The 19,738-nt window shown below is 48.7% G+C and carries 16 protein-coding genes; 6 read left to right on the forward strand and 10 right to left on the reverse strand.

The genetic code is table 11. The features are described 5' to 3' along the window. Window positions 1–17 precede the first annotated feature (17 nt). From pheT to ACN0T0_RS06985, 7 genes are all read right to left on the reverse strand, one after another. On the reverse strand, window positions 18–2,408 hold the full coding sequence (pheT, locus tag ACN0T0_RS06955; RefSeq protein WP_417224529.1) for a phenylalanine--tRNA ligase subunit beta: 2,391 nt from the start codon (window positions 2,406–2,408) through the stop codon (window positions 18–20). 72 nt (window positions 2,409–2,480) lie between these two features. Then, window positions 2,481–3,464, reverse strand: coding sequence for a phenylalanine--tRNA ligase subunit alpha (gene pheS, locus ACN0T0_RS06960; RefSeq protein ID WP_417224531.1), 984 nt, complete (start codon window positions 3,462–3,464; stop codon window positions 2,481–2,483). Window positions 3,465–3,548: 84 nt separating this feature from the next. After that, entirely contained in the window at window positions 3,549–3,902 is a 354-nt protein-coding gene (gene rplT / locus ACN0T0_RS06965) for a 50S ribosomal protein L20 (RefSeq protein WP_126160091.1), read from the reverse strand. Between the two features lie 40 nt (window positions 3,903–3,942). Next, window positions 3,943–4,137: a 50S ribosomal protein L35 gene (gene rpmI / locus ACN0T0_RS06970; protein WP_091357366.1), complete on the reverse strand. Its 195-nt coding sequence runs from the start codon at window positions 4,135–4,137 to the stop codon at window positions 3,943–3,945. 103 nt (window positions 4,138–4,240) lie between these two features. Beyond that, window positions 4,241–4,783 (reverse strand): translation initiation factor IF-3, encoded by a 543-nt coding sequence (gene infC / locus ACN0T0_RS06975; protein WP_126160090.1) that lies wholly within the window; start codon window positions 4,781–4,783, stop codon window positions 4,241–4,243. Between the two features lie 22 nt (window positions 4,784–4,805). Next, entirely contained in the window at window positions 4,806–6,722 is a 1,917-nt protein-coding gene (thrS, locus tag ACN0T0_RS06980) for a threonine--tRNA ligase (protein ID WP_417224534.1), read from the reverse strand. 367 nt (window positions 6,723–7,089) lie between these two features. Next, window positions 7,090–7,788, reverse strand: coding sequence for a FadR/GntR family transcriptional regulator (locus ACN0T0_RS06985; RefSeq protein ID WP_417224535.1), 699 nt, complete (start codon window positions 7,786–7,788; stop codon window positions 7,090–7,092). 164 nt (window positions 7,789–7,952) lie between these two features. On the opposite strand from ACN0T0_RS06985, the gene ACN0T0_RS06990 reads away from it, so the two are divergent. The 5 genes from ACN0T0_RS06990 (at window position 7,953) to ACN0T0_RS07010 (ending at window position 15,441) form a co-directional block, all read left to right on the forward strand. After that, entirely contained in the window at window positions 7,953–8,756 is an 804-nt protein-coding gene (locus tag ACN0T0_RS06990) for a (Fe-S)-binding protein (protein ID WP_417224537.1), read from the forward strand. Window positions 8,757–8,767: 11 nt separating this feature from the next. Continuing rightward, a complete protein-coding gene (locus ACN0T0_RS06995) occupies window positions 8,768–10,186 on the forward strand; it encodes a LutB/LldF family L-lactate oxidation iron-sulfur protein (protein WP_417224538.1) in 1,419 nt (472 codons plus the stop codon). Further along, entirely contained in the window at window positions 10,183–10,932 is a 750-nt protein-coding gene (locus tag ACN0T0_RS07000) for a LutC/YkgG family protein (protein WP_417224539.1), read from the forward strand. Before ACN0T0_RS06995 ends, ACN0T0_RS07000 begins: the two co-directional genes overlap by 4 nt. 298 nt (window positions 10,933–11,230) lie before the next feature. Further along, complete coding sequence (locus tag ACN0T0_RS07005; protein ID WP_417224541.1) at window positions 11,231–12,238, forward strand: cytochrome-c peroxidase; 1,008 nt, start codon at window positions 11,231–11,233, stop codon at window positions 12,236–12,238. Beyond that, window positions 12,235–15,441, forward strand: a complete 3,207-nt coding sequence (locus tag ACN0T0_RS07010; RefSeq protein ID WP_417224543.1) for an EAL domain-containing protein — start codon at window positions 12,235–12,237, stop codon at window positions 15,439–15,441. Before ACN0T0_RS07005 ends, ACN0T0_RS07010 begins: the two co-directional genes overlap by 4 nt. Before the next feature lie 52 nt (window positions 15,442–15,493). Here the strand turns inward: ACN0T0_RS07010 and ACN0T0_RS07015 are convergent, their stop codons facing one another. After that, complete coding sequence (locus tag ACN0T0_RS07015; RefSeq protein WP_417224545.1) at window positions 15,494–15,691, reverse strand: putative motility protein; 198 nt, start codon at window positions 15,689–15,691, stop codon at window positions 15,494–15,496. A gap of 351 nt (window positions 15,692–16,042) precedes the next feature. Between ACN0T0_RS07015 and ACN0T0_RS07020 the strand changes: the two genes are divergently transcribed. Next, window positions 16,043–17,062 (forward strand): sodium:calcium antiporter, encoded by a 1,020-nt coding sequence (locus ACN0T0_RS07020; protein WP_417224547.1) that lies wholly within the window; start codon window positions 16,043–16,045, stop codon window positions 17,060–17,062. 43 nt (window positions 17,063–17,105) lie between these two features. On the opposite strand, the gene ACN0T0_RS07025 is transcribed toward ACN0T0_RS07020, so the two are convergent. Further along, on the reverse strand, window positions 17,106–18,005 hold the full coding sequence (locus ACN0T0_RS07025) for a LysR family transcriptional regulator (RefSeq protein WP_417224548.1): 900 nt from the start codon (window positions 18,003–18,005) through the stop codon (window positions 17,106–17,108). Between the two features lies 1 nt (window position 18,006). Further along, a complete protein-coding gene (locus ACN0T0_RS07030) occupies window positions 18,007–19,737 on the reverse strand; it encodes a dipeptide ABC transporter ATP-binding protein (protein WP_417224550.1) in 1,731 nt (576 codons plus the stop codon). Between the last annotated feature and the right edge of the window lies 1 nt (window position 19,738).

Here is a 19,738-nt window from a genome sequence, read left to right on the forward strand (position 1 = left end):
CAGAATACCCCTGTCGATTACACTCTTAATGTTGCACCGAACTCATTTTTCAGTGCAGACACAACAAAATCAATAACTTCGTTGATCTCTTCATCGTTAAGAGTGCGCGAAGGATGCTGCCAGGTCAAGCCCAAAGCGATGCTTTTTTGACCAGGTTCAACACCTTTACCCTGATAAACATCGAACAGGGTCACTGCTTGGAGGTATTCACCACCGTGCTGCAGTGCAACAGCGCGAATCTGCTCGAAGGCAACGGTGTCATTTACTAGCAATGCTAGGTCACGACGACTCTCAGGGAATTTAGACAGGCTATTAAAGCGAGGCAAAGCACCTTCAAGCAGCACTTCCTGAACAATTTCAAACAGGAAGACAGGACCGGTCAGGCCAAGACTCTTCACCAACTCAGGGTGCAACGCGCCCATAAAGCCAACGGTCTTGCCATTACGTTGGATCGCAGCCGATTGACCCGGATGCAGGGCCACATGACGTTCAGCCACAAAGCTGAACTGATCGGCACAACCACCCAACGCCAACAAAGATTCCACATCACCTTTCAGATCATAAAAATCTACCGGAGTGTTATCAGCACTCCAGCCTTCCGACTGACGTGGACCGCAAATCAGACCCGCAACAACATTCTCCTGAATCAGCTGATCGCCTTCAGGCAAGAAACGCTGGCCGGTTTCAAACAAGCGCACCCGCGCTTGCTGGCGGTTTTGGTTATATTGCAACGCCTTAGCCAGACCAGGCCAAATAGAGGTACGCATCACAGCCATCTCAGCAGAGATCGGATTAGCCAGTGCTTTCGCCTCATGCTTATCATCGAACTGAGCCGCTAAACCCTTTTCGATGAAGCTGTAGGTGATCGCTTCTTGATAACCCCGTCCGACTAACTGAGCCCGAACGCGATTCAGGGTCACTTTAGACTCATCATTAGCGATCATATTCAGTTCAGCAGTGGGCACTTTAACCGGCAGATTGTTATAACCGTAAACACGCGCCAGCTCTTCAATCAGATCAATTTCAATGCTGATATCAAAACGGTAAGACGGTACTGCAACCGTCCATTCGCCTTCCGCACTGAGTTCAACCGTCATGCCTAAGCGAGTCAGAATCTCTTCGATCTCAAGCGCAGGCATCTCAAATGCCAACACCTGATTCACTTTGCTTTGACGCAAGGTGACTGAGGTTGCGGTCGGCAGGTGCTCTTCTGACACCGCCTCGACCACAGGACCGACTTGGCCACCAACAATATCCAGCAATAGCTGGGTAGCGCGTTCAGTGGCTTTACGTTGCAACTGCCAATCAACACCACGCTCATAGCGATGGGAAGCATCGGTATGCAAACCATAAGAACGTGCTCGACCGGCAATATTAATCGGATTGAAGTAGGCACACTCAAGGAAAATATCTTTCGACTGCGCCGTTACACCGGTTGCTTCTCCACCAAAAATACCTGCCATCGCGATAGCTTTTTCTTGATCGGCAATTACCAGTGTACCCTCTGTTAGCTCGACTTCGTTACCGTCCAACAAGGTCAGTTTTTCACCCGGCTGCGCCTTACGCACCACGATGCCACCATTGAGCGTATTCAGGTCGAAGGCATGCATCGGCTGACCTAACTCCAGCAAGACATAGTTGGTCACATCGACTACGGGATCAATTGAGCGAATACCACAGCGACGTAGCTTCTCAACCATCCACAGCGGCGTTTCAGCGGTCATATCGACACCACGGATAATCCGGCCCTGATAACGAGGACAGCCTTCTGGATCTTCCAGTGTGATCGGTAACGTATCATCGATAGTCGGTACGGTAAACTCAATATCGACATAGCTAACGGGCGCTTTATTCAATACGCCCACTTCACGGGCCAGACCCGCAATAGAGAGACAGTCACCACGGTTTGGCGTCAGGTCAACATCAATAATAGAATCATCCAGACCTAAATAATCACGCAGATCGGTACCGACCGGCGCATCAGCGGCCAATTCCATAATACCGGCATGATTGTCGGAGATCCCCAGCTCGTCATCCGCACAGAGCATACCGAACGATTCAACCTGACGTAGCTTGGCTTTTTTGATCTTAAAGTCGCTACCGTCGGGGGAGCTCAGCACTGCACCGACCTTGGCAAAGGCAGTTTTTAGTCCACCACGGGCATTCGGCGCGCCACAGACGATTTGGAATGTTTCATTGCCGTCGGCTACCTGACATACCTGTAACTTATCGGCGTTAGGATGCGGCTCAGCGGAGAGGATTTCACCCACAACCACACCACTAAATTGACCCGCAACCGGAATAATCTCATCGACTTCGAGACCGGCCATCGTGATCTGATCGGCAATTCCCTGTGTATCCGTCGCCGGATCTACCAGTTCACGTAACCACTTTTCACTGAATTTCATAATTCTGTTTCCGAAAATTCTTTATCTACTTTTAAACGACCTTGTCGCTCCGAGGTACAGCTAACCAATGCTTCAGTTAAACTGGCCAAGGAAACGCAGATCGTTTTCAAAGAACAGGCGCAGGTCATTAACGCCATACCGCAGCATCGCCAGACGCTCTACCCCCATACCGAAGGCAAAACCGGTGTACTGCTCCGGATCGATATTGGAAGACTCAAATACTTTCGGATGTACGATGCCGCAACCAAGCACTTCCATCCACTTACCATCACCCCGATCGATATCGACTTCGATAGATGGCTCTGTAAATGGGAAGTAAGAGGGACGGAAACGCACTTTGACATCTTCTTCAAAGAATTCGCGTAGGAACTGTTCCAGCGTACCCTTGAGATCAGCAAAGCTAATATCTTTATCAACGATCAACCCTTCAACCTGATGAAACATCGGGGAGTGAGTCTGATCATAGTCACAACGATACACACGGCCTGGACAGATAATCCGAATCGGCGGTTGTTGCGTTTCCATCGTGCGAACTTGGACACCCGAAGTGTGGGTGCGCAGCAATGTGTTGGCATTGAAATAGAACGTATCGTGCATCGCCCGCGCCGGGTGGTGGGACGGAATATTCAACGCTTCGAAGTTGTGATAATCATCTTCGATTTCAGGTCCTTCCGCTACAGAATAACCGATCCGAGCAAAGAACTCTTCAATCCGCTGTAGCGTTTTAGTGACCGGGTGCAAACCACCCAGTGACTGACCGCGACCAGGTAAAGTGACATCGATAGTCTCTTCCGCCAGCTTCGCTTCCAGTGCCGCCGATTCCAAGTTAGCTTTACAGGTGTTAAGCACATCCTGTAGCGCTTGCTTGGCTTCATTAATCTTCGCGCCTGCCTGAGGTCGCTCTTCAGCACTCAGTGCGCCCAGACCCTTCAATAGCTGGGTAAGATGACCTTTCTTACCCAGATACTGAACCCGCACCTGATCAAGATCCTGTGCGCTTGTTGCCTGTTCTGCAGCCTGCTTGCCTTCGGCCAACAGGATTTGAATGTTTTCCATTTACCGCTCCAGATAAAAATAGGGGAAGAGTTTGCACCCTTCCCCTATCACAACGATCAATACTTACCAGAAGGTAAGGGTGTCTTACAGTGCTGCTTTTGCTTTTTCAACGATAGCGGCAAATACATGCGCTTCGTGAACAGCCAGATCAGCCAGCACCTTACGATCGATTTCGATAGACGCTTTCTTCAGGCCAGCAATAAAGCGGCTGTAGGACAAACCATTAATGCGGGCTGCAGCGTTGATACGAGCAATCCACAGCGCGCGGAACTGACGCTTACGCTGACGACGGTCGCGGTACGCATACTGACCTGCTTTAATTACTGCCTGTTTAGCTACACGGAACACACGGCTACGAGCGCCGTAGTAACCTTTAGCTTTTTTCAGGATCTTTTTGTGACGACGGTGTGCGATGACACCACGTTTTACACGTGCCATATTACTTTCTTCCTAACTTAGAATTTGTGGTTACTACGACTTAGATGTAAGGCAGCATACGACGGATCAATTTCTGATCAGCCGCTGCAACTTGCAGCATTGGGCGAAGCTGACGCTTACGCTTAGTCGTTTTCTTAGTCAGGATGTGGCTTGTGTAAGACTGTTTGTGCTTAAAGCCCTTAGCAGTCTTTTTAAAACGTTTCGCAGCACCGCTGCAAGATTTCATTTTAGGCATTACTAAATCCCCACGCATTCGTTAATTATCTTTCACCTGAACAAACAACAAAACCCGTATCTGGCCCACAAGGAGTCAGCACGGGTTTTACGCTTATGTCAGACTACTTTTTCTTTTTCGGAGCTATGACCATGATCAATTGGCGGCCTTCCATTTTTGGACGCTGCTCAACGACACCCAGCTCTTCCAGATCCTTTTCGATCCGGTTTAATAGCTGCATGCCTAACTCCTGGTGTGCCATTTCACGGCCGCGGTAACGTAGTGTTACCTTGACCTTATCGCCACCTTCAAGGAAACGTATCAGGTTGCGTAGTTTTACCTGATAATCCCCTACTTCCGTATTAGGACGGAATTTTACTTCCTTAACCTGCATCTGCGTCTGCTTCTTCTTAGCAGCATTCGCTTCTTTTTTCTTTTCGTACAAAAACTTACCGTAATCCATCACCTTACAGACGATAGGATCAGAATCAGAAATTTGTACCAGGTCAAGGCCAACTTCTTGTGCCGCCTCGAGGGCGTCTTTGATAGGTACAACACCTATCTGCGTTCCATCTGGACCAATCAACCGACACTCGCGGGCGCTGATATTCTCATTTATAGGCGGCTTATTCCGCTCATTACGCCCTCTTCTGTTATCTCGCTTGATAGCTGTATCTCCAATCTATTAATTATTCTTTGCGGCCTTTCTGAGCAACGTCCTGCTTCAGATGCTCGCAAAACTCTTCAATCGACAATGTGCCGAGATCTTCTCCGGTGCGGGTACGAACTGCCACGGCACCAGATTCTACTTCCTTATCGCCGACAACCAGCAAATAAGGTACTTTCTGAATTGTGTGCTCGCGGATTTTAAAGCCGATCTTCTCATTTCTCAAGTCCGCAGATGCAAAGAATCCAAGTTCTGTGAGTTTTTCTTCAAGTTCACGGCAATAATCGGCTTGTTTGTCGGTAATATTCAAAATCGACACCTGTTTTGGTGCCAACCAAGTCGGCAATGCGCCGGCAAAGTTTTCGATCAAAATACCGATAAAGCGTTCAAATGAACCTAAAATGGCTCGGTGAAGCATAACCGGTGTTTCACGATCACCGGATTCGTTAACAAACTGTGCACCCAAACGACCCGGCATTGAGAAATCGACCTGAATCGTACCGCACTGCCAAACACGTCCGAGACAATCTTTCAGTGAGAACTCTACTTTAGGGCCATAGAAGGCACCTTCACCCGGCAACTCTGCCCAGTCCAGTCCAGCCGCATCAAGAGCATCGCCCAAGGCTTTTTCGGCTTTATCCCAAACCTCATCCGAGCCGACACGTTTTTCAGGACGGGTCGACAGCTTATAGATCACTTCGCTGAAACCAAAGTCCGCATAGACTTCATGCAGGAAGTCTATAAAGCGCGCCACTTCGTTTTGAATATCATCTTCAGCACAAAAAATATGTGCATCATCCTGAACAAAGCCACGCACCCGCATAATACCGTGCAATGCGCCAGAAGGCTCATTACGATGACAACAGCCAAACTCAGCCAGACGCAACGGCAGATCACGGTATGAGCGCAACCCTTGATTAAACACCTGCACATGACATGGGCAGTTCATCGGCTTAATCGCAAAATCGCGGTTTTCAGAGTGCGTAGTAAACATCTCTTCTGAGAATTTATCCCAGTGACCCGATTTCTCCCACAGGGTACGTTCAACGACCTGCGGGGTTTTGATTTCATCATAACTATGCTGACGCTGTTTTGTCCGCATATATTGTTCAATTGTTTGATATAGCTTCCAACCATCTGGATGCCAGAACACCATACCCGGCGCTTCTTCCTGCAAGTGGAACAGGTTTAACTGTTTACCCAGCTTACGGTGATCGCGTTTTTCCGCTTCTTCTAGACGGTGCAGATACTCTTTAAGGTCTTTCTTATCGCCCCAAGCCGTACCGTAAACACGCTGCAACATCTCATTGTTTGAATCACCACGCCAGTATGCACCGGCCAGTTTCATCAGTTTGAATACTTTAATATGGCCGGTAGACGGCACATGAGGTCCACGGCACAGATCAATAAAGTCACCCTGAGAGTAGAATGACAGGTCTTGATCACTTGGAATCGCTTGCAGCAATTCGACCTTATACTTCTCACCTTTCTCTTCAAACAAACGAACCGCATCTTCCCGGCTCATCACTGAACGGGAAATCGGATAATTCGCTTTAACCAACTCTTTCATCTTCGCTTCGATCTTCTGCAGATCATCCGGGGTGAACGGACGCTCATAAGCGAAGTCATAGTAAAAACCATCGTCAATCACAGGTCCGATGGTTACCTGAGCAGTCGGAAACAATTGCTGTACCGCCATCGCCATCAAATGGGCACAGGAGTGACGAATCACTTCTAGACCCTCTTCATCACGCGGGGTAATAATCGCCAGTTCGGCATCGTCAGTAATGATGTGAGAGGTATCCACCAGCTCACCATTCACTTTACCCGCCAAAGCAACTTTGGCCAGTCCTGCACCAATATCAGCGGCAACATCAAAAACAGTAACGGCGTTAGCAAACTCGCGTTTGCTGCCATCCGGAAGAGTAATTACAGGCATTGTTTATTCCTATCTGCTCAGGCATGGCCAGTACCACAGGCCACGCTGAAATTTACATCGCTGTTACAAACCAAGTAGCAGCATTAAAGGCGGCGTATTCTACCGGAAATGACGTAATAAAGCTATTTTGAAAGGGTTAATAACCTACAACAGCCTTACTGCAAAAAGAACCATCTAACAACTATAGTGATGGCTTTTTTGTAGGAAGCATGCCCTCACACCGATGAGATATGCTTAATGACGGTTAGTCACGACGAAGGCATCGCCTGCTATAAAAATACGGCTCTGTGGGAGCCCTTTCTAGGGGCGATTGAGCCCAATCAAAGCTCAATATTGATCATTGTTTAAAATTCAATGCCACAACCCACTATTCATTTTCCAGATGCCGGCGGGTATAGAGGATATGCTCACTCGCCGCGCTGCGGGCGGCCTTTGCATCTCGATTCATAATGGCCTGATGGATAGCGCTATGCTGGGCGCGAATGCCCTCGGGATAACGCCCCGAGGTTTTCAGTGTCCGCGAGAGCACGCCATAGATGGCATTAAAAAAGCGGGTATAAAATAGCTGACTAAAAGAAATAATCAGCAGGTGGTGTGACGACTCGGCAATCATCATATGAAAGCGCAGATCCTCTTTCGCTTTTTCCAATGTTGTTTCCTGCTGCCCACGCTGCTGCATCTTGCGGTATTCCGCATCCAATGCCTTTAGTTGATCATCGGTGGCTCGCTGTGCTGTATAGAAGGCCGCCTCACCCTCCAACATCGCCCGAACATCCAACACCTGACGCTGAAATTCAGGATTATCCCCCAGCGCTTTACCTTCACCTAGGGGCATATTGAAATGGGGTTCGAGCAGGTTTTTTACTCGAGTCTTCCCTCCGTGACGAACATCAACATAACCTTCGGCCTCTAACTGACCCACGGCTTCTCGCACCGTTGCACGGGATACTTTTAACGATGCCGACATTCGCCGCTGAGACATCAGCTCGGCCCCCGGTAGTAACGCACCCGTAAATAAACACTCTTTCAATTGCTGTAACAGATCGTCACTCAAATTCGGCTTCATACAGAGATAACCCTAGGCTTTTGGTCAGACCAGTTTCGAGTGTAACATTTCTTTCCTGCGCGTCATTAACTATCTTGAGTAGCAGCAACGCAATAATAAGACTTAGGCGCTGACCACATTCATCCAGCCCTTAAGCCAATAACGATAAAAAACGGTAACTACAAATGCCAAATACATCTTCGGGTCCGCGTGTCGGCCTGTTCGTCACCTGTCTAGCGGATATGTTTCGCCCATCCGTCGCTTTCGCCACGGTAAAACTATTAGAACAGGCGGGCTGCACCGTCGAGGTACCTGAACAGCAGACCTGCTGCGGCCAACCCGCCTTCAACTCCGGTGATCGCAAAACCACCGCAGAAATTGCCCGGCAAACGATCGATGCCTTTGATGGTTATGAGTACGTGGTCGGCCCGTCGGGTTCCTGTATCGGCATGCTACATCAACACCCGGATCTATTTGATCCTGCCGATCCCTATTTTTTGCAAGCAAAGTCACTTGCTGCACGATCCCACGAAATCACTTCATTCCTATTTGATGTATTGTATTCCGAAGCACTCGAAGCCCAGCTAAAACAACTGCAATTTGATCATAAGGTCACCTATCACGACTCCTGCGCTGGCCTAAGAGAACTGGGTATTAAACAGCAACCGCGGCAACTACTGAGCCATGTGCAGGGCGTCGAACTCGAAGAGATGGATGAAGCAGAAACCTGCTGTGGCTTTGGTGGCACCTTCTGTGTGAAATATCCCGAAGTATCCAACCGCATGGTATCGAATAAAACCGACAACATCAGCAATACCGGTGCCCACACCGTGCTCGGTGGTGATTTAGGCTGCCTGCTAAACATGGCCGGCAAACTCAAACGGGAAGGCAAACCGGTTGAAGCTCGGCATATTGTCGAAGTATTAGCCGGCATGACGGATACCCCTGCGATTGGCGAAGCCGATTACAATCTGGCACAACAGCTTTAAGGAGCGAGACAATGCAAATCAATACTCCGTTCTTTAAGCAGCGCGCCCATGATGCGTTAGCCGATGAAAACCTGCAAAAAGCGTTAGCTAAGCTAAAAACAGGCTTTCCAGAAAAACGCACCATTGCCGTTGACCGGATGCCTGAATTTGAACAATTACGTGATGAGGGACGTGATCTCAAAAACCATATCATGGAGCATCTCGACCTTTACCTAGAGCAGTTCGAGAGTAAAGTGATCGAAAATGGCGGTCATGTTCATTGGGCCAGAACCGCAGACGACGCCAATCAGATCATTCTCGATATCTGCAAGCAGGTTGATGCCAAAACCGTGACCAAAGGTAAGTCAATGGTCACCGAAGAGATCGGTCTGAATGATTTCCTCGAACAAAACGGTGTGCAGCCGATTGAAACCGATCTGGGTGAATATATCCTGCAACTGCGCCACGATCACCCCAGCCATATCATCGCCCCGGCGATCCATCTTAATTTAGAAGATGTCTCCGAAGCTTTTCATGCAAATCATAACCGCCCGAAATCCAGTGATCCAGCGGTGCTCATGCAGGAAGCCCGAGAGGTCTTACGGGAAAAGTTTGTTGCCGCCGACGTGGGTATTACCGGCGCTAATTTCTGTGTCGCCGAAACCGGTTCGACCATTATTGTCACCAACGAAGGCAACGGTGATTTAACGCAAACCCTGCCAAAAACCCATATTGTGGTCACCTCGATCGAAAAAGTCGTTCCGACACTGGAAGATATGACACTGTTTCTACGGCTTTTAGCCCGTTCGGCCACCGGACAGGAATTCTCAGTCTACAACACCCTATCAACCGGCCCCCGTCGCGAAGGTGATCAAGATGGACCGGACAACTTTCACGTTGTCCTGGTGGATAATGGTCGTAGCGAAATGGTCGGCACCGAATTTCAGGATATGCTGCGCTGCATTCGCTGCTCTGCCTGTATGAATCACTGCCCGGTCTATGGTGCAGTGGGCGGACACAGCTATGGTTGGGTCTATCCCGGCCCGATGGGATCGGTGCTCACCCCACAGATGATCGGTATTGAGAAAGGCGGCATGCTGCCTAACGCCTCTACGTTTTGCGGTAAGTGCGAATCCGTCTGTCCGGTTAAAATCCCACTCCCCAAATTGATGCGTCATTGGCGTGAAGACGAATTTGAAAAACACCTGCAACCTAAAGCCGCCCGTTATGGCTTAGCAAGCTGGGCATTTTTTGCTAAACGGCCAGCCCTATATAAGCCTTACACCCGCATGGCCAGTTGGCTAATGAAAACCTGGGCCGGTAAAAATGGACGACTTAAAAAACTGCCCCTAGCCAGTGGCTGGACCGATTGGCGTGATATGCCTGCGCCACAAGGGAAAACCTTTATGCAAACGTGGAAAGAACAACAAAAAGCGGGAAAACAGCCATGAGCACGACAACAAAAACCGTGAATGCTAATCAACATAGTCGTGCTGAGTCAGCATCCCACACCAGCCGGGCCGATATTTTTGCCAATATTCGTCGCGGGCTGAAGCTCGACCCTGCCGATACTCAGCGGCAGCAACGGGTCACTAACCGACTATCAGCCAAAGCTAATAACCTAATACCCGCACGTTCACAACTCCCTGTTACCGAACAGGTCGAGTTGTTTAAAACTATGGCCCTCGAAGCGGTTGCCGAACTCATTGAATTGGATTCGATTGAACAAGTGCCGCAAGCCTGTGCCGACTGGTTAGCAGAGCATCAGTTTAACGAACTCAACAGTGCCAGCAATCCGGAACTTAGCGCGCTCGACTGGAGCCCTCTGGTGCAGCAGCAGATCACACGAACAGAACGGGTGGCGCAAGCCGGTGATATTGCCAGCCTCACCACCAGTTTTGCCGGCATCGCTGAAACCGGCACCCTGATGTTGCACTCCAGCGCTCAAAGCCCCACCACTCTCAACTTTCTGCCAGATAATCATCTGGTTGTACTGCGCCGTTCAGCGATTGTCGGCTGCTATGAAGAGGCATGGAAAAACCTCCGTCAGCAATGTTTCGGAGACAACACCGCGAACCAATTACCCCGTACCGTTAATATGATTACCGGCCCGTCCCGCAGCGCCGATATCGAACAAACATTGCAGATGGGTGCCCACGGCCCTAAAACGCTGGTTATCTTGCTGATTAACGATTAACTTGCTGCCTGACCGGACATCCGTTCGGTCAACTCCTTTTTCAACAACTAAAGGCCTTCAACCATCTCGGCAGCACTCTCTTAGCGTGACAAACCACTCGCACTACCTGTTATCCTCTCAACCACGGTTTAAAACGAAACCACGTCGATTAACACTAATATGCCCCAAAACAGGGATAAAAGTGGCCGAAAAATCAACAAAATACCGATCTGATAACACAGATCATGGTCAGAGATCCAAAAATACGATAAAAATAGGCATTCCTATTCAAGCTACGACCTGACATGAGGATGCCTAGATGCAGGCATTGCAGCAGTACAATCGGGCCATGATTACCCGTCTGAATCTGATATTAATAGCAATAACGCTGTTACTGTTAGCCACAGCCACGTCCGCTAGAGATCTCAGTTCAGAACCGATCACACCTATTCTGCCCGCCAACGATCTTAGCCAGGCTAAAATCCGCTTAGGCAAAACGCTGTTCAACGATCCAAGGCTGTCTCACGATAACAGTATCAGTTGCGCCAGTTGTCATGATTTAAGCGCCGGCGGTGCCGATAAAGGCCCACTGTCTTTTGGCGTTAACGGCACACCGGGGACGACTAATACTCCCACGGTGTATAACACTCGCTTGAATTTCGTCCAATTTTGGAATGGTCGCGCCGCCAATTTACACGAGCAGATTAACGGCCCAGTACGCAACCCGGTTGAAATGAACTCCACCTGGCCCGAGGTCATCGACCGGCTACAGCAGGATAATAGACTCAAACAGAACTTTGCCGCGCTTTATTCCGATGGGCTAACAGCCAACAACATCCGCGATGCTATCGCCGAGTTTGAACGTTCGCTGATGACTTTGAACGCCCCCTTCGATCGCTGGCTTAAAGGCGATGAGTCCGCACTGAGTGTGGAGCAAAAACAGGGTTATCGGCTATTCAAATCCTACGGTTGTATCAGTTGTCACCAAGGTCAAAATGTCGGCGGCAATATGTTCGCTTTTTTCGGTGCGGTCAACGACATCTCAGAGTATTTTAAAGCCCGGGGAACCCCACTCAGTGAAGCCGATTTAGGACGCTTCAGCGAAACCAATAATCCTGACGATCGCTACCTTTTCAAAGTACCTAGCTTACGATTAGCCTCGCGAACAGCCCCCTACTTCCACGACGGGTCCGTTAACGATTTGGCCGCAGCGATCAAAATCATGGGCCGCTTTCAGTTAGGTCGGGAGATCCCTGAACAACATATCGCATCCATCAGCGCCTTTATTCGCTCCCTAGCCGGAGATCATCCGGAGCTCGCTGAATGATCTGGTTCAAAGCCCGCCTCTATCTGACATCCCTACTGGCAATCGTCTTATTGGGGTGTTTGTTTTATTTAGGCCACAACGGACACGCCCAACCCAGCCAGCAACGGGCTGAAGTCTTATTACAACTTCAAGCGTTTGATAATGCACTGGATTTGGAAGTGTTAACCATCAGCTCAATGAAGCAGCAAAATTACGACCAGATCGTCAAACTCACTCGACAGCTACAGCAGCAGGAAAACAATCCCGATATTGCCGCGTTGTTTAATGGCCTTCCCGTTGATCTAAGCGAAAAACTGCAACAATACCGTCACACCTTGCATCAACGCATTACATTAGCCGAACAGATCAAAACCCATGCAGCGAAAGCTCGCAACGGTATGAACTATATTCCCATGCTAATTGCAGCCATCGAAGAAAGTGACCCTGACAACGTACTCCCGGCCAGAGACATCTTAAATCAGCTATACCATTTCCATATTTTCAAAAGTGAGTTAGATGCCTCCGCATTAAGAAATAAGCTGCAGCAACTGACCAATTCATCCGCTAGCCTGCAGGCGCTTAAGTTTCATATCAGCTCAAACCTGACAGCCCAAACTCAGCTGAACCAGCTACTAACGGAGTATAAACAGGTCCCCAATAAATCCGCCTTTAACCAACTCTATAGCGCGTTTCTTAGCTACCGGCAGAAAGCCACCCAGCAAACAGACTATTTTAACTCCGTACTAATTGGCCTAACCACCGTATTGATATTACTACTGAGCTTTCTTTATCTGCGCCTGATTCGCTCACACAATCAGACAGAACAGGCACAAATACGTCTCAAAGACGGTGTGGATAACATCAGAGAAGCCTTTGCGCTCTTTGATACTGACGATAAATTGGTACTCAGCAATCGTAACTTCGCCCATTACTACCCCTGGATCAGTGAACTACTGCAGCCAGGAACACCGAAGGAGATCATCCAAACCGCAATCGATGCTAAATGCCACTATCAAAAAGACCGCCACTCAGATCATCGGCTGATTCAACAAACCGATAATGGCAACTACTACCTATGCAGCAATAGCACCACTAACGAAACTGGCGAAGTCTGGATCAGAGTGGATATCACCGAAACACGACGCAAAGAACAAGAGCTGCGTAAGTTCTCAAGAGCCCTCAAGCAAAGCCCTGCCGCAGTGGTCATTACCGATATTAACGGCATCATTGAATATATTAATCCAAAAGCCGAAGAAGTTAGCGGTTACTCACTTGATGAGGTTGTCGGCAAACGTCCAAGTCTATTCAGCTCAGGTGATCTATCGCCGGTCAACTATCAAGCGATGTGGCAACAGATGCTATCCGGTCAACCTTGGCAAGGCACCTTTCTCAACCGCCGTAAAAATGGCTCATTATATTGGGAAGCCGCTACTATCTCGGCAGTGCGAGACTCGCTGGGCCAGATCACCCACTTTGTAGCGGTGAAAGAAGATATTACCGAACGACGCGCCACCGAAGAGCAGCTCCGAATGAATGCCGCCGTGTTTGAAACCACCAATGAAGGGATCATGATCACGGCACCGGATGCCACTATTATCTCGGTTAACCCCGCCTTTAGTGAAATCACCGGATATAGCTCTGCCGAGGTGGTGGGTAAAAAGCCTAACATGTTCCAATCGGGCAAACAAAAAGATACCTTTTATCAAAACATGTGGTTATCGCTGGAAAAAGCCGGCAGTTGGTCAGGTGAAATATGGAATAAACGCAAAGACGGCAGCGTTTATCCACAATGGTTATCGATCGCCGCAGTGCAAAATCGTGATGGCCTGCTAGAACAGTATGTCGCGGTATTTTCTGATATGACCCAACGCAAGAATGATGAAGAACAAATTCGTCAGCAGGCAAACTTTGATGCCCTCACCTCACTACCCAACCGCATTATGCTTAAACGGGAGCTGACCCAGATACACCACCGCTGCGATCAAGCAGGCTGCCTCTGCGCCCTACTGTTTATTGATCTTGACCGGTTCAAAGCGGTTAACGACACCCTCGGGCATTCTGTGGGCGATCAGATGCTACAACAGGTTAGTTTACGGTTAACATCGGTGATCGGTGAAAACGATCTACTGAGCCGCTTTGGCGGTGATGAATTTGTCATTGTATTGCAAAACCTCACCGATCAAGAGGAAGCCGCCATAATCGCTAAGCAGGTGATCGAGATATTACAACCACCGTTCCAACTGGCGGGCCGAACCCTCTATATTGGCGCGAGTGTCGGCATCTCTTGTTATCCCAACGACAGCGACAGCGGAGAAGTAATGTTGCGCCATGCGGATATGGCGATGTATCTGGCTAAAGACAATGGTCGCAACCAGTATCAATTCTTCAATGCACAGATGCGTGAGCAGGTAAAAAATCGCACCGAACTCGAACAGGCGCTACGTCAGGCGATCAATAATCACGAGTTTGAACTCTACTACCAACCCATCAGTAACTGCCTGCAACATAGAGTAGTGGCTGCTGAAGCTCTGATTCGTTGGCACCATCCAGAGCGCGGCCTCATCAGCCCCACCGAGTTTATTCCCCTAGCGGAAGAAACCGGTTTAATCCAACCCATTGGCCTGTGGGTACTCAGACAAAGTTGTGAACAGATTGTTAAATGGGAGCTACAGGGCATCAACAACCTTTGCATCACCGTCAATGTCGCCAGCAATCAGCGTTTATTAGGCTTCGATGCCGAGGTCGCCGCCGATATCATGCACAGCGTCGGTGTCGATCCAAGCAAGATCATTTTTGAAATCACCGAAAACATGTTTCTGGAAAATTCAACCGAAGCGATCGCCTGGTTGCAGGAGTTTAAAGCCCTAGGTTCAAAACTGGCCATCGATGATTTCGGCACCGGTTATTCATCCCTGAGCTACCTTAAACAGTTCCCGATCGACAAACTAAAAATTGACCGGGCCTTTATTCGTGACCTGCCGGATAATAAAGAAGATGCCACCCTCGTAAATGCCATTATTGCGATGTCAAAAAGTTTAGGGTTAGAACTGATCGCTGAAGGGGTCGAAACCATTGAGCAGTTGCAGTATCTGCATCAGCTCGACTGTCCCAATATTCAGGGTTTCCTGTTCAGCAAACCGGTGCAGGCCGAGCAGCTACCGGCGGTTATTGAACAGATAAAAGCCGACTTTCCCCGGCTACTGCCGACCGATTATGAGATTTAATGGAGGCAATAAAAAACCGCCCTAAGGCGGTTTAAAGAGAACCCGCCAACCATTAAGCGCGGATATCGATATTCTGTCCCAACGAAGAACTCAGATCGACCGCAGGCACGGCGGTACTTTCCAGCAGCTGTAATGCCATTGCGCCTTGCAGCTCAATATTGTCTTTTGCTTTGCCGGCCACAGCCACTGCAACATCCTGTTGTAGCGAAGCTTGCTGATATGCCGACGCTGATGCAGCTGTTAATTCCATAAAACTCATCTCCAATGCGTTTATTCAAACAGGCCTAGATTATATATCGGCCATTGCCGCTCAATGTTTACCTTTATCACGGTCAGTAGTAGGTACTTTTATCCCTTTAGTAAAAAATCACACTTATTATATGAATCTCTGAACGTCAAAAATCTAATAAAGGTGCTGTTTTGAAATTAACGATAATGACTACGATTTAAAAGTCACTGCGAAAAAGCATCTGCCTTTAGCCTTAACTGTCTTTGAAACCATTACAGTAGCGTTAGCATGATAAAATACAACTATGGTTATGTATGTTTCAGGCGCTGTAATAACACCACTTAACCCACTCTCATTGTTTGTAGGGGTTGTATGTTTACTTCTTTAACGTTCAGCATGACTGCTTTTGTTGTTGCTGCATTGGTGATTATCATTGCAGGTAGCAAGTTAGCGAAACTCTCAGATTCATTGGCCGATCAAACAGGTTTAGGTGAGGCTTTATTTGGCATTTTTCTCTTGGCTGGCGTGACCTCGCTGCCTGATTTTGCAGCGACACTGACGGCGGCAATAGACAATCGCCCTAATTTGGCGATGAGTAATGTTATGGGAAGTATGGCGGTTAATCTGGTGTTTCTTGCGGTGGCTGATATTGTTTATCGCAAAGCTAACTTGGAACATGCGGCAGCCTCTTCCGTCAACCTTATGCTCGCAGGTCTGCTCATTGTATTGTTGACGTTACCCCTGCTGGCGGTCTTTAGCCCCGCAATTACTTTTTTCAATATTCACCCCGTCACACCGGTGATTATTGTCGCTTATATATCCGGTTTACACTTGGTTCTTCATACTAAAGCAAAGCCTATGTGGTTTCCTCGACAAACATGTCAAACGGTTGCAGACCAACCCGATGAGCATCATCACGGTAATTTATCCTCGATGTGGATAACGTTTATTTGCATGGCGGCTCTAACGGGGGTTTCTGGTTGGGTTTTAATGGAATCAGCAAAACAGATTGCAGATCAGACCGGTATTTCTGAAACGCTGATGGGTGGTTTTTTCACTGCGCTGGCAACGTCGACACCGGAGTTAGTCACTACCATTGTTGCCATACGTATTGGTGCTTTAACCCTCGCCGTCAGCAATATTTTTGGCACTAACTGCTTTAATATGTTGGTGGTTGCCGCTGCAGATGTGGGTTATACCCAAGGTTCTATCTATCATGATATGGCGCCAGTTCAAGTCACATGGGCTTTAGTGAGTATTTTAATGACAGCGACTTTACTGTTAGGCATGGTAAGACGCGAGACTTATGGCATTGGCAAAATTGGTTTTGAGAGCGCTCTTATTTTAGCTATCTATGGTATTGCGCTGAGTGTGATCATACTGAATGATTAAAATGAAGACATAACCATAACGCAGTCAATGAACTGATAACAAACTAGAACTCACTCACTTCTGACAGAGCACCACAGCGTTGCTCCAACGCCAATTGAATAAAATCCCGAATCCCCGGCAAGCTACGACGGTTTTTCATCCACACCACATGTTCAACCACTTCATCGGTAGCCTCAACAATAGGTACCACGGTCAAACGCGGATCAGGACGAATATCCTGAGCCAATGCAAAACCAATACCCAAACCATGACTCACCGCTTCAGACATATCCAAACGGCCATCCACCACAACATTCCCTGAGACGGTCAGTTGCTGGCGACCAAACAGCGCTTCTAATAACTGTTGGGTACAGGCCTCCGACTTATAGATAATCAACGACTCATCGGCCAATTCGCTTACCGAAACACAGGGTTTCTCTGCCAGTGGGTGATCAGTCCGTAAAACCGCCATCAAGCGATGGGCCGAAAATGCCAAACGCGAAAGCTCGCTATTGTCATCCTGTAGTGGAAACAGTCCAATATCAACATCCCTATTGAGCACCAACGCTCGACACTCTGAGGTCGTTACCGATCTGATTTTTAACGTTGTTTGGGGAAAACGGCGACTAAACTCAGCGATTAATGGCATAAAGATAATTGACGAGGCGTTCGCTACCTTCAACGTCATTTTGCCCGGTGATAAGGCCGGGTTCGATAAGACTTCAATGGCTGCTTCAAGATCATGATACTGTCGAGTGATCTGATATAGCTGCCGGCCTAAGTCGGTCGCTTGTACCCCTTTGCTAAAACGCTCTAACAAGGGGGCACTAAAACGGGATTCTAACTTACGAATCTGCGCTGTTATGGCCGGCTGACTCACCGAAAGCAGCACCGCGGCTCGCGTAAAGTTACCCGCCTTCAAGGTAGCATTAAAAGCGCGAATCTCTGCCATGGAAAAATCCATCTCACACTCCTTGCGTCGAGTCCGCCTGCATCGAGCGCTCTGCGATTTGTAGCAGATCTGGTAGACGTTGCTGGCGCCCTGCGGGCGAATCCAGCAACGGAATTGAGGCGATCAGCTTTTGGGTATAAGCCTGTTGAGGTGTGAGGAATATCTGTCTCACAGAGCCCTGTTCCACCAGCTCTCCCTGTTTCATCACGCAGACCCAATCGCACAGGTTGGCAATCACACTGAGATCGTGAGAGATAAACAAAATGGTCAGACCCAGCTCTTCTTTCAGCTCTTTCAACAGATTTAGGATCTCGGCTTGAATCGACACATCCAGCGCTGCGACCGACTCATCAGCCACGATAAACTTAGGCTTACAAACTAACGCCCGTGCAATACTAATACGCTGCCGTTGCCCACCAGAAAAAGCATGGGGGAAGCGACGCAGATGTTCCACTGCAATATGGCAACGCTGGGCCACTTCAATGACTCGTTGATCGGTCTCTTCGCGGCTTTTAGTCAAGTTCATTGCCTCTAACGGTTCAGCAATAATGTCTCGCACCGTCATACGAGGGTTCAGTGAGCTATACGGATCCTGAAACACCAGCTGTGCTGTACGCGCCAATCGTTTACGTTTAATGGCTTTACCAGCACCAAATTTCACTTTCTTTTTAGTGTGGTGATATTCAACGGTGCCAGACGTAATCGGCGCAGCCCCTAGCATCGCCTTACCCAGTGAGGTTTTACCGGAACCACTCTCACCCACTAGCCCGATGATCTGCCCTCGGGGTAGCTTCAAGCTGATATTCTTCACCGCTGTAAACGATTCACGTTGCCGACCACTGCTCATCACCGGATAACTGATTGTTAGATCACGCACCGATAGCAATGGCTCGGGAGTATGTGCAGGGGCTTCCGGTAAGTTATCTAAATTTGGCAATGCGTCCAGTAAACGCCGAGTATATTGATGTTCTGGCTGAAACAGCACCTGATCGGCACTGCCCGCCTCGACCACCTTACCCTGTTGCATGACGGTGACGTTATCGGCAATTTTAGAGACCACCCCAAGATCATGGGTGATAAACAGCATCGCCATGCCCAGCTGCTCGCGTAACTCCATCATCAGCTCTAGCACTTGCGCCTGTATGGTGACATCCAGTGCGGTAGTTGGCTCATCGGCTATCAATAGTTTAGGCTGAGTCGACAATGCCATGGCGATCATCGCCCGTTGACGCATACCACCAGAAAGCTCGAATACATATTGATCAAAACGCTTCGCGGGCTCAACAATCCCAACCCGATCAAATAGTTCGATCCCCGCCCGACGGGCTTGATCTTTGTCGTAACCAAGATGGATTTGCATCGTTTGAATAATCTGATCACTGATACGAATCGCCGGCGCAAAGCTGGCCATCGGCTCTTGGAATATCATCGACACCGCATCACCACGCACTAGCCGAAGATCTCGCCCGCGCAGCTTAAGAATATTGACCGCCTTCTCTTGGTAATTCAGCGTCATCTGACTAGGGTGCTGAATAATCGCATTACGGGGTGTTAAACCCATAATACTCTTCGCTGTGATCGACTTACCTGAGCCACTCTCCCCCACTAGCCCCATCACTTCACCGGGGCGGATACTCAAGTTGAGGCTATCGACCGCCCGAACCATCCCCTCATCGGTATTAAAATCGATACTCAGATCTCGGATCTCTAGCAGGTTTTCGCTGATTTTCTGATTGATCATCATG

The sequence above is a fragment of the Amphritea sp. genome (assembly GCF_048266285.1).
Lineage (GTDB): Bacteria > Pseudomonadota > Gammaproteobacteria > Pseudomonadales > Balneatricaceae > Amphritea.

What these genes read in the sequence shown, in the direction of transcription:
- ACN0T0_RS07000 (WP_417224539.1), top strand. Translation starts at nt 10,183, where the DNA reads ATGAGCACGACAACAAAAACCGTGAATGCTAATCAACATAGTCGTGCT.
- rpmI (WP_091357366.1), bottom strand. Translation starts at nt 4,137, where the DNA reads ATGCCTAAAATGAAATCTTGCAGCGGTGCTGCGAAACGTTTTAAAAAG.
- ACN0T0_RS06985 (WP_417224535.1), bottom strand. Translation starts at nt 7,788, where the DNA reads ATGAAGCCGAATTTGAGTGACGATCTGTTACAGCAATTGAAAGAGTGT.
- pheT (WP_417224529.1), bottom strand. Translation starts at nt 2,408, where the DNA reads ATGAAATTCAGTGAAAAGTGGTTACGTGAACTGGTAGATCCGGCGACG.
- pheS (WP_417224531.1), bottom strand. Translation starts at nt 3,464, where the DNA reads ATGGAAAACATTCAAATCCTGTTGGCCGAAGGCAAGCAGGCTGCAGAA.
- ACN0T0_RS07030 (WP_417224550.1), bottom strand. Translation starts at nt 19,737, where the DNA reads ATGATGATCAATCAGAAAATCAGCGAAAACCTGCTAGAGATCCGAGAT.
- rplT (WP_126160091.1), bottom strand. Translation starts at nt 3,902, where the DNA reads ATGGCACGTGTAAAACGTGGTGTCATCGCACACCGTCGTCACAAAAAG.
- ACN0T0_RS06990 (WP_417224537.1), top strand. Translation starts at nt 7,953, where the DNA reads ATGCCAAATACATCTTCGGGTCCGCGTGTCGGCCTGTTCGTCACCTGT.
- ACN0T0_RS06995 (WP_417224538.1), top strand. Translation starts at nt 8,768, where the DNA reads ATGCAAATCAATACTCCGTTCTTTAAGCAGCGCGCCCATGATGCGTTA.
- ACN0T0_RS07005 (WP_417224541.1), top strand. Translation starts at nt 11,231, where the DNA reads ATGCAGGCATTGCAGCAGTACAATCGGGCCATGATTACCCGTCTGAAT.
- ACN0T0_RS07010 (WP_417224543.1), top strand. Translation starts at nt 12,235, where the DNA reads ATGATCTGGTTCAAAGCCCGCCTCTATCTGACATCCCTACTGGCAATC.
- thrS (WP_417224534.1), bottom strand. Translation starts at nt 6,722, where the DNA reads ATGCCTGTAATTACTCTTCCGGATGGCAGCAAACGCGAGTTTGCTAAC.
- ACN0T0_RS07025 (WP_417224548.1), bottom strand. Translation starts at nt 18,005, where the DNA reads ATGGATTTTTCCATGGCAGAGATTCGCGCTTTTAATGCTACCTTGAAG.
- ACN0T0_RS07015 (WP_417224545.1), bottom strand. Translation starts at nt 15,691, where the DNA reads ATGGAATTAACAGCTGCATCAGCGTCGGCATATCAGCAAGCTTCGCTA.
- ACN0T0_RS07020 (WP_417224547.1), top strand. Translation starts at nt 16,043, where the DNA reads ATGTTTACTTCTTTAACGTTCAGCATGACTGCTTTTGTTGTTGCTGCA.